The sequence below is a fragment of the Leucobacter sp. GX24907 genome (assembly GCF_053567335.1).
The window spans coordinates 101,191-114,391 of the sequence record NZ_JBSGPD010000005.1 but is presented as its reverse complement, the minus strand read 5'-3'; the positions used below and the strand labels follow the sequence as shown (position 1 = coordinate 114,391).

Annotated in this window: 11 protein-coding genes; 7 read left to right on the top strand and 4 right to left on the bottom strand. The window is 63.9% G+C overall.

The genetic code is table 11. From position 1 onward, the window contains the following. Nucleotides 1-35 precede the first annotated feature (35 nt). The 6 genes from ACUYV6_RS09055 to ACUYV6_RS09030 all read left to right on the top strand — a co-directional run bounded on the left by ACUYV6_RS09055 (nucleotide 36) and on the right by ACUYV6_RS09030 (nucleotide 7,115). The gene (locus ACUYV6_RS09055) at nucleotides 36-1,853 is read left to right on the top strand and encodes an IlvD/Edd family dehydratase (protein WP_449278335.1); all 1,818 of its coding nucleotides are present in this window, start codon (nucleotides 36-38) and stop codon (nucleotides 1,851-1,853) included. A gap of 110 nt (nucleotides 1,854-1,963) precedes the next feature. After that, complete coding sequence (locus tag ACUYV6_RS09050; RefSeq protein ID WP_449278334.1) at nucleotides 1,964-3,004, top strand: TRAP transporter substrate-binding protein; 1,041 nt, start codon at nucleotides 1,964-1,966, stop codon at nucleotides 3,002-3,004. After that, complete coding sequence (locus tag ACUYV6_RS09045; RefSeq protein ID WP_449278333.1) at nucleotides 3,001-3,540, top strand: TRAP transporter small permease; 540 nt, start codon at nucleotides 3,001-3,003, stop codon at nucleotides 3,538-3,540. The genes ACUYV6_RS09050 and ACUYV6_RS09045 overlap by 4 nt, the downstream gene beginning before the upstream one ends. A gap of 2 nt (nucleotides 3,541-3,542) precedes the next feature. Next, nucleotides 3,543-4,817: a TRAP transporter large permease gene (locus ACUYV6_RS09040; RefSeq protein ID WP_449278332.1), complete on the top strand. Its 1,275-nt coding sequence runs from the start codon at nucleotides 3,543-3,545 to the stop codon at nucleotides 4,815-4,817. Between the two features lie 19 nt (nucleotides 4,818-4,836). Next, on the top strand, nucleotides 4,837-5,802 hold the full coding sequence (locus ACUYV6_RS09035) for a C-terminal binding protein (RefSeq protein WP_449278331.1): 966 nt from the start codon (nucleotides 4,837-4,839) through the stop codon (nucleotides 5,800-5,802). After that, nucleotides 5,799-7,115, top strand: coding sequence for a flavin monoamine oxidase family protein (locus tag ACUYV6_RS09030; RefSeq protein WP_449278330.1), 1,317 nt, complete (start codon nucleotides 5,799-5,801; stop codon nucleotides 7,113-7,115). The genes ACUYV6_RS09035 and ACUYV6_RS09030 overlap by 4 nt, the downstream gene beginning before the upstream one ends. A gap of 18 nt (nucleotides 7,116-7,133) precedes the next feature. Here the strand turns inward: ACUYV6_RS09030 and ACUYV6_RS09025 are convergent, their stop codons facing one another. The 4 genes from ACUYV6_RS09025 to ACUYV6_RS09010 form a co-directional block, all read right to left on the bottom strand. Beyond that, entirely contained in the window at nucleotides 7,134-8,522 is a 1,389-nt protein-coding gene (locus ACUYV6_RS09025) for a toxic anion resistance protein (RefSeq protein ID WP_449278329.1), read from the bottom strand. Between the two features lie 42 nt (nucleotides 8,523-8,564). Then, entirely contained in the window at nucleotides 8,565-9,575 is a 1,011-nt protein-coding gene (locus ACUYV6_RS09020; protein ID WP_449278328.1) for a hypothetical protein, read from the bottom strand. Between the two features lie 66 nt (nucleotides 9,576-9,641). Beyond that, nucleotides 9,642-11,456: a substrate-binding and vWA domain-containing protein gene (locus tag ACUYV6_RS09015; RefSeq protein WP_449278327.1), complete on the bottom strand. Its 1,815-nt coding sequence runs from the start codon at nucleotides 11,454-11,456 to the stop codon at nucleotides 9,642-9,644. A 198-nt stretch (nucleotides 11,457-11,654) separates the two neighbouring features. Continuing rightward, nucleotides 11,655-12,494: a Sir2 family NAD-dependent protein deacetylase gene (locus ACUYV6_RS09010; protein WP_449278326.1), complete on the bottom strand. Its 840-nt coding sequence runs from the start codon at nucleotides 12,492-12,494 to the stop codon at nucleotides 11,655-11,657. Nucleotides 12,495-12,605: 111 nt separating this feature from the next. Here ACUYV6_RS09010 and pyrE point away from each other — a divergent pair, with 111 nt between their 5' ends. After that, the gene (gene pyrE / locus ACUYV6_RS09005; protein ID WP_449278325.1) at nucleotides 12,606-13,160 is read left to right on the top strand and encodes an orotate phosphoribosyltransferase; all 555 of its coding nucleotides are present in this window, start codon (nucleotides 12,606-12,608) and stop codon (nucleotides 13,158-13,160) included. Nucleotides 13,161-13,201 lie beyond the last annotated feature (41 nt).

The following is a 13,201-nucleotide window of genomic DNA, read 5'->3' as shown; positions in this document are numbered from 1 at the left end:
GCTCTGGTCGACGACGACCTGGAGGACGGCGAACGATGCAACCCAATGGCAGTGGTGCGGAAAACAGGCGACTTCGCTCGGAGCACTGGTTCAATAACCCCGATCAGCCCGGCATGAACGTGCTGTATCTGGAGAGCATTCTGAACTACGGGCTCACCCGTGAGGAGTTGCAGTCGGGGAGGCCGATTATCGGCATTGCACAGACGGGCTCGGATCTCTCGCCGTGCAATCGGCACCACCTTGATCTTGCGAAACGTCTGCGTGAGGGTATCCGTGAAGCGGGCGGCATCGCGTTCGAGTTCCCGATGCACCCGATCCAGGAGTCGTGTCGCCGCCCCGGGGCCGCGCTCGATCGCAACCTCGCCTATTTGGGGTTGGTCGAGATATTGCACGGCTATCCGCTCGACGGTGTCGTGCTCACAACGGGCTGCGATAAGACGACGCCCGCGGCGATCATGGCGGCAGCGACGGTTGACATCCCTGCCATCGTGCTTTCGGGCGGGCCCATGTTGAACGGTTGGCTCGATGGGGAGCGCGTCGGTACCGGCACGGTCTTCTTCAAGGCCCGGGAGAAGTTCGTCTCCGGTCAGATCACGGAGGATGAGTATTTCGACACCGTTGTGCGCGGTGCTCCGTCGGTCGGTCATTGCAACACCATGGGTACTGCGACGACCATGAACTCGATCGCAGAGGGGCTCGGCATGAGTCTGCCCGGCTGCGCGGCGATTCCCGCCGCATACCGGGAACGATCGTCCATCGCATACGAGACGGGTCGCCGAGCAGTGGAGCTGGTGCACGCGGATCGAAAGCCCTCGGATCTTCTCACGCGCGAGGCGTTCGAAAACGCGATCATGCTGGTGTCTGCGCTCGGCGGATCGACGAACGCCCCGATTCACCTCGCGGCAATGGCGCGTCATGCGGGCATTGACATCTCGATTGAGGATTGGCAGCGCATCGGAGAGGACGTGCCGTTGCTGCTGAATATGCAGCCAGCAGGTAAGTACCTGGGTGAGGACTTCCATCGCGCCGGGGGAGTCCCGGCGGTGCTGCATGAGTTGCTCTCGGCAGGGCTCCTGCACGGTGAGGCGCTGACGGTGAACGGGCGCACGATGCGTGAGAATCTGGACGAGTACGCGCGAGAGGCCGACGGCGAGGTCATCCGGCCGTTCGAGCGGCCGCTGCTCGAACGCGCCGGGTTCCGTGTGTTGACGGGGAACCTGTTCGAATCCGGCATCATGAAGGTCTCCGCGATCTCCGACGACTTCCGTCGCCGCTTCCTGTCGAACCCCGACGATCCTGACGCGTTCGTCGGTTCTTCCTTCGTTTTCGATGGGCCGGAGGACTATCTCGACCGTATCAATGACCCCGAGCTGCCGATCGATGAGCACAGCATCCTCGTCATGCGGGGCACCGGCCCGGTGGGCTATCCCGGTTCGGCTGAGGTCGTCAACATGGATCCTCCCGCCAGGCTCATCGAGGCGGGCATCCAGTCGCTCCCGTGCATCGGAGATGGACGGCAGTCAGGAACCTCAGGAACTCCCTCGATTCTGAACGTCGCACCCGAAGCGGCTGTCGGTGGCGCTCTGGCGCTTCTGCAAGACGGAGACAGGATCCGTGTCGATCTGCGTCGACGAAGAGTCGATGTGCTGCTTTCAGACGACGAGATCGTGCGGCGGCGCGAAGCGTTCGAGCGCAACGGCGGGTACGGGTATCCGCCGTCGCAGACACCCTGGCAAGAGATCCATCGCGCCACCGTCGGGCAGCACGATGGAGGCATGGTGATCGAGGATGCCGTGAAGTATCAACGGGTCTTTGCGAAGGATCCGGTGCCTCGGAACAGCTTCATCTCTTGAGAACGACTCAGGGTTGACGGAGGGTGCGGGGAATGGTTGACTATGATCGCACTCCAAACGGTTAACCGTTGACTAATTTAGAAATCAGCACTTCTCGGACAAGGGCGTCTATGACATACCAGCGAAAGACCAGGCGGCGACTGTTCGCCGCACTCGGAATCGGCATGATCTTGCCACTGCTCGCCTCGTGCTCCAATGGAGCCGCGGCTATCGGTGGCCCCGAGTATTCGATCGTGATCGGACACGAAGATCAGACCGCCCACTACAACCATGAGACCTACTTGCGTTTCAAGGAGCAGGTCGAGGCGGAATCGGATGGGCGGATCGGCGTCAAGGTCGTGCCGAACGAGCTCTTCGGCGACATGACCTCGCTCATTACGTCTGTGCAGCTCAACAGCATCCAGATGACCTCCCCTACGACGAGTGTGCTCGCGCAGTTCTCGCGCGACATGAACGTTTGGGACACGCCGTATCTGTTCGATGATGTCGATCACGCGCACCGCGTGCTCGACGGCGAGTACGGCCAGGGTCTGCTCGAGGATCTCGAGAAGGTCGATCTCATCGGCTTCGGCTATTGGGAGAACGGCATGCGCCACATCACATCGAAGGGCGTCGAGATCGACGGGCCCGATGACCTTGATCGGGTGAAGCTTCGCGTGCAGCCGAACCCGCTGCAGCTGCAGGCTTGGAATGCCACGAGTGCGAATCCGACTCCGATGGCCTACGGCGAGGTCTACACGGGTTTGCAGCAGGGCACCATCGATGCCCAGGAGAATCCGCTCTCCGTAATCGTCGACGCGCGCTTCTACGAGGTGCAGGACCGTGTCACGTTGACCGGGCACGCGTACTCGGCGGTACCTCTCATCATGTCGAAGAAGTTCTACGACGGTCTGCCCAGCGATCTCCAAGAGGTCGTCACCGACGCCGCGCTCGACAGCATCGAGTTCAACCGCGAGCTGGGGGCGCAGTCCGAGCTCGACTCGGCGCAGGTCATCGAGGATGCCGGCGTCGAGGTCGTCGAACCCTCTGCCGAGGGACGAGAAGCGTTCAGGGAGACGATGCAGGACGCTGCCTTGCCGTATCTCCGCAAGATGGTCGGTGACGAGCCCGTTGACGGCCTCCAAGCCGCGATCGAGGAGGAACGGCAATGACCGAGAAGACGACGCTCATCAGTCTCAGCCAGCCGAAGGTCTGGTGGAAGCGTGGATCGATCGAGGAATACCTCGGAGGCGCCTTGCTCGGCGTCATGGTCGTCGCGATCTTCCTGCAGATCGTCGCTCGATACGTCTTCGGAGATGCGTTCTCCTGGAGTGAGGAGCTTGCGCGGTACTGCGCCATCTGGCTCATCTACATCACACTCGGCGCCGTCGTGCTGAAGGCCCAGCACGTGACCGTTGACGCTCTGGTCTCCCGTCTCAAGGGACGCATGAAGCAGGGGTGGGAGCAGGGCATCCAGCTCGTCATCCTGGCACTCAACATCGTGCTGGTCGTGTACGGCACGATCCTCGTGGCGAGAGTCGCGCAGCTCGGCGCGCTTTCGCCGGCGCTGCAGATCCCGATGTGGGTCGTGTACGCGGCAGTCCCCGTCGGACTGCTGCTCGCCTCGGTGCGGGCGGTCCAGGCGAGTGTCGCCATCTGGCGTCCGCACCCCGAAACCGATCCCTTCGACGAAGAAGCGGAGGCCTGATCATGGCTGCGCTCATCCTCACACTGGCTCTGCTGGTCGGCCTCGCCTTCGGTATTCCGATCGTCTACGCCTTCTTGCTGGCATGCGCGGTGACGATCCTCGTCGCTGACACCGGCGTCTCGTTCACCTTCGTCGCACAGTCACTGACCACGGCGGTGGACTCGTTCCCGCTCATGGCGGTGCCGTTCTTCATTCTCGCGGGCCTCATCATGGGCCGCGGCGGCATTTCGAAGCGACTCTTCGCTCTCGCGAACGCACTCGTGGGGCACTTGCCCGGCGGTATCGGAGTCGCGGCGGTGCTTACGGCAATGTTCTTCTCTGCGATCTCGGGATCGGGCCTCGCCACGGTGGCAGCTGTCGGCAACATCATGATCCCTGAGATGGTGAAGGTCGGATACACCAAGAAGTACTCGGCTGCGCTCATCGCGGCCGCCGGCACCATCGGCATCGTGATTCCGCCGAGCATTCCGCTCGTCCTCTACGGTGTCGTCACCGGCACCAGCATCGGCGACCTCTTCATCGCGGCCATCATGCCGGGCATTCTGATGGGCCTCGCACTCATGGGTTGGGTGATCGTGCACGCCAGGCGCAATCATATTCAGGCGAGCACCCGAAGCACCGGTCGTGAGCGCGTGCAGGCCTTCATCGGCTCAATCGGTGGACTGCTCATGCCCATCATCATTCTGGGCGGCATCTACGGTGGTGTGTTCACGCCGACCGAGGCAGCGGTTGTCGCGGTGGTGTACGGCATGGTCGTCAGTCTGGTGTTCTACCGGGAAGCATCGCTCCGAGACATTCTCTCCACCTTCGGTCGGGCTGCGATCTCGACGAGTGGCCTCATGGTGATCGTCGCGGCAGCCGTGGCCTTCGGATACTTCCTCACTATCGAAGAGGTGCCAGAGGCGATCGTGGCAGCGATGAGCGGGCTGAGTAGCAACCCGATCATCATCATCCTCCTGGCGAACCTGATGCTGTTGATCATCGGCACCTTCATGGACACGATCCCCGCGATCCTGCTCACCTCGCCCGTGCTCGTCCCCGTACTCATGGAGGTCGGCCTCGACCCGATCCACATCGGCGTCATCATCACCGTGCAGCTCGCGATCGGCTTCATCACTCCGCCGTTCGGGCCGAACGTGTTCATCGCGTCGAACACCGCGAAGGTACGCAGCGAGGAAGTCGTGATAGCGATCGTGCCCGGCCTTCTCCTGCTCATCGGTGTCGCACTGGTCGTCAGCTTCATCCCGTGGCTGTCGATGGCGTTCATCTCTTCCTAGAAAGGCACTCCCTACGCGCATGACCAAGCGAATCGTCATCACGGACCACGAGTTCGACACCCTCGAGGAGTTCGAACGCATCGCCGCCGAGGTCGGAGCGGTACTCGAGGTGCACAATGTCACCGACAAGGCTGCGGTGATCGAAGCCACCCGTGGTGCCGACGCCGTCGTCATCGACTACGCGCCGATCGACGGTGAAGTTGCGGCAGGCCTCGCCCCGGGAGCCGTGGTGATTCGCACGGGCATCGGGTACGACAACATCGATGTGCCGGCCGTGCGAGAGCAGGGCGTGCGTGCGTGCAACGTGCCTGATTATGGGGCGAGCACGGTCGCCGACCATACGGTGATGCTTGCGCTCGCCGTGCACCGCAAGGCTCTCGAGCACCACCGTGCGATCACGAGTGCCGAGGATGGTTGGGCGCATGCCATCGACTTCGGCCCCGTGATCGATCTCGGCGACGCGGTCTACGGCCTCGTGGGGTCGGGTCAGATCGCCCGACACGTGGCGAAGCGTATGCAGGCCTTCGGCGCGACGGTGATCGCGAGTGATCCATATGTCGATTCCGCGACGATGGCGGAGCTCGGAATCAAGCTCGTCAGTATTGACGAGCTTGTGCAGCAGGCCGACATCATCTCCTTGCACGCTCCGCTCACGACTGAAACGCGTCACATCATCGGTCGTGAGCAGCTGGCCACGATGAAGCCTGGAGTCACGCTGGTGAACACAGCTCGGGGCCCATTGCTGGACACGGTCGCGGCGGCGGAGTTCCTGCATGAGGGACACCTCGGAGGGCTCGGTCTCGACGTGTTCGAGACCGAGCCGCTCGAAGCCGGGCACCCGATCCGTACCGCGCCTCGGACGCTGTTCACACCTCACGCGGCGTTCTACTCAGAGCGTTCCCTGAGCAACATGCGACTCTTCGCAGCCGAGGAGGCGGCGCGCGCAGTGCTCGGCGAGCCGCTGCGCTGCGAGGTCATGCGATGACGCAGCACGACGTGATCGTGATCGGCGCCGGCCTCGCGGGCGTCACTGCCGCCCGCGAACTCGGGCGGGAGGGATACAGGGTCCTGGTGCTTGAGGCCCGAGGCCGTCTCGGCGGCCGGGTCTACACCGCGCCCGGTCTCGGCCAGCAGCTCGAGCTCGGCGGCAACTGGGTGCACTGGATGCAGCCGCATGTGTGGGCCGAGATCACCCGGTATGGCCTGCCCGTCGACCGAGGCCCGCAGAATGAGCGCGTGTTCTGGAAGGTCGGGGAAGCAACACGAAGCTGCACACCCTCCGAATACATGGACCGTATTGCCCCGGGTATGCATGCACTATTGCGGGACGCAGCAACACTGCTTCCTCGGCCTGACCGGATCGAGACGAGCGAGGCCTGGACGGCGGCCGACCAGCGATCTTTGCAAGAAGTGCTCGATGAGTTGGACCTCGATGACGAGGTTCGTGATCTCAGCGAGTCGGTGTGGGTGGGGCACTGCAACGGTCTGCTCCAGGATGTGGCCTACACTGCCGCCCTGCGCTGGGCCGCGGCAGTTGAAGGGCAGTGGCGTGCCATGCATGCCGCGAGCGGCACCTATCGGATTCAGGGCGGTAACCATCAGCTGCTTGAAGCGATGGCGGCCGACTTCACCGGGGCGAACGGCGGTGCTGCGAGGCCAGGCGAGATCCGGCTGGAATCGCCCGTAGTCGCTGTTCGCCACGGAGAGGATTGGGCGGAGGTCGACACTGCCGACGGCACCGTGCACCGGGCGGCACGCGTGATCTCAACGCTCTCGCTGAATATTCTGCACGAGCTGCCAGTCGAACCCCCACTGCATCCGGTGAAGCTTGCGGCCAGTCGCCAGGGGAGCGCGTCGAAGGGGATGAAGCTCTGGATTCGTCTGAAGGGCAGGGTTGCCCCATTCAGCGCGTATGCGACGCAACACCATCCGATCGCCGCGATCCGCACGGAGTTCGTCGGTGACGAGGACACCGTGGTCGTCGCATTCGGTGCCGACGGGTCTCGTATTGACGTCGACAGCGTTGAAGACGTCGACGAGGCACTCAAGCTCTGGCGTGATGACCTCGAGGTGCTGGAAGTAGCCGCGCACCGCTGGCTTGATGACCCCTACGCGCGCGAGACCTGGATGATGCATCGGCCGGGCATGTACTCGTCGAGCCAGGCCGAGCTGCAGCGCAACGAAGGTGCGCTCTATTTTGCGAGCGCAGACACGGCGAACCTCTGGCCGTGCTTCTTCGACGGGGCGATCGAAAGCGGCATGCGCGCCGCGCGGCAGATCTCAGCGGACCTGAGATAGTCGGAAGGCCTCCGGGATTCAGTTTGTGAGTTTGTTCAGCAGGTCGTCGCCGGGATCGGAAGACCCCGATCCAGCGGGCGCCGATTCCGAACCGGATGCGCCGGTGACGGCCGCCCCCGCGACTGACCCGTTGCGACTCGCGTCGGCGATGGCGCGCTGCGACGCGATCACGGCGTCCTCGATCTGACTCTCGCCCTTCTCGAGCGCCTGCAGATTGCGCGCGCGCAGCGCACGACCTGTCTTGTCCGCCTGCACGATTGCGTTGCACTGCGACTTCACGGAGTCGATGACCGTCCAGATCGTCTCTTCCGTGATGATCGGCGCCTGCGCCGCGTTGGCAACCGCCTCGACTGATTTCGCAGTCTCGCTGAAGGCGCCCTGGATGAGCTTGTTCGTGCCGGATTGCACGGACTCGCCGAGCTGAGCCCCTTCCTTCGCGAAGGCCGCCTGCTGCCACAGCGCCAGCGACTGCCTGGCCGAAGGAAGACCCATGGTGCGGAAGGCGGCGAGCCTTCGGCGCAGTGCGAACGTCGTGACGACGAGATTGCGGGTTGCGGGAGCATGCGCGAAGCCGAGGAAGAACTGCGAACGCCAGTCCGACCACGTCTTCTCGGTCTCCGAGAGCACGAATGAGAGGTTCGCGTGGATCTCGCGCAACTCGCTCGTCGAGATCGTCTCGCCGTTGTAGTCGACGGAATCCGATCCCGACGCTTCTGCAGCTCGCAGCGCCGAGTCGGCGCCCTCGAACTCCTTGCGCAACTCCTCGATGACCTGCTCGAGCGCGGCGAGCACGGCGACGACATCGTCCATGTGCGACAGGGTCTGCTTGTGCAGCAGCTGCCCGCGCGAGATATTGTCGGCGAGCGCCGACTCCATCTCCTGCAGTTTCACCTCTGCGAGGTCGATCTTGTCTACGATCGGCTTCGACTCGCGCACCATCGTCTTCAGCGTGTACTTGCTCTTCTTGAACCAGCCCTTGACCGACTCGACCGCATTCTCGAGCTTCACGGAGCGCCACTTCTTCTCGAAGCCGTCCATCTCGCGCAGCATGTCGTTGACGATCTGATCTGCTTCGGGCACCTTGATCTGCCTCTGCGCTTCGAGCAACTGCGTGGAGGCGGAGTTCATCTTCTGCATCACGCCGCCGCCGAACGAGACCACTTGGTTCACATCGGCTACGAACTTCTTCGCAAGACCGGGTGCCCCCTGCTCGAGATCGGCTCGCTGCTTCTCGGTGAGCAGACTACGGAACTTGAACGCCGCATCCTCTGGTCGTGCCGCTTCGACATCGGTGCTCGCCACATCGGCGATCGCGCTTTCGAGGGCGGTGCCCTGCACCTCGTCGCTCTGCGTGTCGGCCGGCTCCATGAGCGCGGCGAAATCGACCGCTACGGTCTCCTCTGACATCGGTTTCCTCCTGGGTGCGTGGACTGGATCTCGGGTTACTCGTCACGGTTGCCGCTTGGGCCCGGCTGAGCCGCCCTCGCCGCGATCGCTGTAGACATCGGACAGCTTGGCCTCGTCGACGGTCTTGATGAGCGAGTCGAGTGCGACCTGGAATTCGAGGTCGCGGGACTCGTTGACCTGCCGGATGTTCTCGACCGCCTGCTGGTCGACCGAATCGACGGCGCGCTGCACCTCGGTGAGCCGTGCTTCCGGGTGGCTCCAGTATTGGGGGTTCGCGAGGATGTCGCCGTAGTAGTCGTCGTCGAGCGCCTTCAGCAGCTTTGAGAGCGTATCCTTGTACTGCGCCTGCAGGAGTCGCACCTGCTGGTTCGTGCCACGCTTGCGAACGCGCACGAACAGCTCCGAAACGTGCCCCTGGAGTCCCAGGATGCGCGGAGCCAGGTCGGGTAGTGCCTCGGCCCGATCGACGAGCCTCTCGATCGCGTCCTCCACGAACTCGCCGTCTTCTCCGTCGAGTGCGTCGGAGAGTTCCTTCTGCAGCTTCCGGTTCGCGGCGAGGGCCTTTCCAGCGCGGTTTCTCGACCGTTTGCGCAGGCCGAGCGCGAGGCCGGTGATCGCGCCCGCGACAGCGAGAACGCCGATGATCCCGAATAGGATCCCGCCGACTGGGAGCCCGTCGCCTCCGTCACCGGATCCGCCGGAGGGATTGAGCGTCGCCGCCACGGAGGCGACCGCGACGCCTCCGTCGGCTTCTCCCTGGGAGTAGAGCGATTCGCTGATCGCTGCGGCGTCCTGATCGGAGGAGACCGCGAAGCGATCCTGCGCCCGATCCTCGATCACGATGACGGTGTCGGATCCGGTCGCCTGCTGCACTCCGCTCGCGATGGCGCTGGACTGAACGCTCTCGGCCTGATCCGGCTGCGGGATCACGACTACCTGCACTCCGTCGGGAAGCGCTCCTTGCAACTCGGCGGCGTTCGAGATCGAGGCGCCGTCGTACAGGCACACGGGCTGATTGCCGCACGTCTCGATGATCGTATCGATATCGGACACCCGCGCCTCCTCGAAGTCTCGTTGTGGTTGACCGGGATCCGTGCGGAACCCGGTGGAATCTCCCGACTAGAAGTTGTTCATCACCGACTGGAAGGTCTCGGTGATCTTCGTCGGATCGGTCGCGTCGAAGACCTGTCCGCCGGATGCCCGAGCGAGCTTCTCAAGCGAGTCGAGGTCGGCGGCTGACGAGTACGCGATCGCGAAGATGCGTACCGGCTTGTCGTTGCCGCCTTCCTGCTGATCTGCATTGATCTTCTGAATCAGCGAATCGAGCTGCGTGATCGAATCCGTGTCCTCGCCGTCTGAGAGCACCACGATCGCATTGATACGGCCGGTCTCGGCGTGCTGCTGCATGTAGTCGTAGGCGGTGTTGATCGCGTCGTAGAGCGGCGTGCCCGAGCGCGGAGCATTGGCGAGATCCTGGATATCGCCCTGCAGGCCCTCCTTGTCTCCGCCGAGTTGGCCGTATGGGCGGACGACGCCGATGCCGTCGACCTGTTCGTCATCGATGTTCGAGGTGAGGCCCGTGGTGAAGGCCCAGACGCCGATCTCATCGGTCGAGCGCACCTCGCCGAGCGTGGTCGTCGACCCCTCGATGGCGCCGTCGAGGCGACTCTTACCGCCACCGATGCCCTCATCCATCGACCCCGAGATGTCGATGAGTTGCAAGATCGCCGAGGGCTTGCGGATCTGCGCCCACTGGTCGATAGCGGTGGACACCACCTCGGGGGCCGGCTGTGGAAGTGAAGTCTTCGGCTGCTCGGGATCGATGCCGACGTCGCTGTTCAGAGTACCGCTCACATCGATGCTGTCATCGAGGGGGCGGAAACCGTACTCCGGCAAGGTCTTTTGGGCCGCATCGGTGTGCAGGAACTTCACGAAGGCCGCCGCCGCATCCTTCTGCTCGGGCGTCACCCAGTCGGCGCTCAGTGCGACCGCAGGATTGTCACTCCACATCGACCCCTCGCTCGGATACACCGCGACGAGCTTCTCATCGGGCGGGGTGAGCGTCTCGCCGGGCTGCACGGTGTGTGAGTCGGGATTGCCGATGTTGTAGTTGTAGAGCGAAGTTTCCTCGAGTGCGATCGCACTGACATAGGAGGATCCGCTGCCAGAACTCTTGTCTGCGAGGTTCTGCAGGACCTTGCCGGTGGTGTCACCGTAGTGGATGGCACCTGACTCGAAGCCGCTCGAGAATTTCTCGGCGGATGCGACGTCGTCGGCGCTCAGGTCCTTCTCCTTACCCGACGCCGCATAGGCCTGCATGAGCAGCGTCGAGAGGCCGGTGGTCGAACTATTGGGGTTGGTCTTGGCGATCTTGAAAGACCCCCAGATCGACTTGCCCACCGCGCCCCAGCCTTCCGGATCCTCGATGAGGTCGTGAATCTGCGTGATGCTGACGTCTTTACCCGGATAGCCGAGTGCTTTCGCCATCGATTCCGGCATCCCGAACACGATGGGCGTCTTCGCGAAGCTCTCAGCTCCCGCGACGACCTTCTCGCCTGCGATCGAGGCGACGCGGTCGGTCCACACCGTCGAGGCGGGCGACCACACCGATGGCGCGGTGTCAGCGCCGAGCGCCCATTCCTTCGTGGAGTCCGACAGGTACTCGGCGGCTTTGCCGGAGGCGACGTTGACGGGGCGCACCGTCGCGCACTCTTCCAGGCCATCGTGCTCCGAAGATTCCTTGAACCTCTCGCCGAGGTCCGCCATCAGGTTGACTTTCTCGGACGATGTGGCGACGGTGATGGCGGTGCAGCCGTCTTCGGCGACCGTGGAGTCCGTCGCACCACCCGGCGAACAGGCAGTCAGCGAGAGGGCGGTGATGCCGCTCGCGACGACTGCGGCCATGATCCGGCGGTGGAGCGCTCCATTGGACACTGTCGCTGTTCCTTCCCCATTGAGATGACACGACGGGCGGCTGTCGATCGTCCGGGATCCTGCGGTTTCGCACCCCGGGTGAGCACAGCCGACAACGCTTGTCGACCACGCGTGCCAAGATCTTCAGTCTATGGCACTTCATGTGGAACACGCCTGAATAAGGTTCACGAGGTTCCATCCGCAAGCGCCCGCGCTCTATCAATCGAGCTGATGTACGAGCGCGTCCAGTGTTTCTGAGGTGCCGCCGTCGATGCGCACCCGCACCGAGTCACGGTGGTCGACGGCGGTTGGCCCGCGATTGATCACTGCGATCGGAATCGCGCGACGTTCAGCTCGATGCACCAGGCGCATGCCGGTGTTCACCGCGAGCGAGGTGCCCGCGAGCAGGAGCGCACTCGCGTGAGCGACGAGTCGCTCGGCCTCGGCGAAAACCACCGGTGGCACAGTCTCACCGAAGTACACGACGTCGGGTCGCAGCGTGCCTCCGCAGACCGGACATACCGGCACCGTGACCCCGCGGAAATCACCGATCACGGCGTCGCCGTCGGGCGCGACCTCGGCGTCGGCGTTGGCATCGACGAAACCGGGGTTGAGCTCGTCGAAGACGCCCAACACCTGGCGGCGCGTGGTGCGATGGCCGCAGTTCACACAGCGAATCGTGTCGCCGGCGCCGTGCAGCTCGACGACGGTGCGAGATCCGGCCGTACGGTGCAACCCGTCGACGTTCTGGGTGATGACGCCCTCGGTGCGGCCCGCCGCCTCGAGCTCGGCGAGAGCGCGGTGTCCTGAGTTCGGTGCGATACCCGCCGTGCGCAGCGCTCCGATGCTGGCACCGGCCCAGAAGCGCTGCCTGTAGGCGTGGTCTTCGAGAAACTGTGAGATGCTCATGGGCGTGCGCGGGGGAGAACCCGCGCCTCGGTAGTCGGGGATCCCGGAGTCGGTGCTGATCCCGGCTCCGGTGAGCACTGCGACCGGCGCATCGGCGAAGAGCGCAGCGAGCGCGTCAGTGCCGTCTTGGCCTGTGAGCATCTGCGTCATGACTCCTCCTGTCGTCCCTCAGAGACACGCTACCGCCTTCCGCTTTCGCCTCCTGGCGCCGTCGCTCCCGGTGCCCGAACTTCGAAGCTGAACGCGGATAGGATCGGTGACATGACCTCTGCGCGCGACCAGCTCATCGAACTCATCACGAAAGAAGCCGTCTTCCACGGCGACTTCACGCTCACGAGCGGCAAGAAGGCGAGCTACTACATCGATCTGCGCAAGCTGTCGCTCGATCATCGGGCGGCGCCACTCATCGGTCAGGTGATGCTCGACCTCATCGACGACGTCGACGGCGTGGTTGCGGTCGGCGGTCTCACCATGGGTGCAGACCCGATCGCTTCGGCGATCATGCACCAGGGCGTGGCGCGTGGCAAGACCTACGACTCGTTCGTGGTGCGTAAGGAGCCCAAGGATCACGGGCGTGGACGCCAGGTCGAGGGCCCTGACCTCGAGGGCAAGCGTGTCATCGTGGTTGAGGACACGTCTACGACCGGCGGTTCGCCGCTCAAAGCCATTGAGGCGCTGGAGAAGGTCGGCGCCCAGATCGCGGGCGTCGCGGTCGTGGTGGATCGCCAGGCCCCGGCCAAGGCACGCATCGAAGAAGCCGGATACGAGTACCGCTATGCGATCGGTCTCTCCGACCTGGGGCTCGATCCGCAGTAGCGCGTGAGCACAGGCGCCCGGGTTCTCGTCGGAAGCGTATC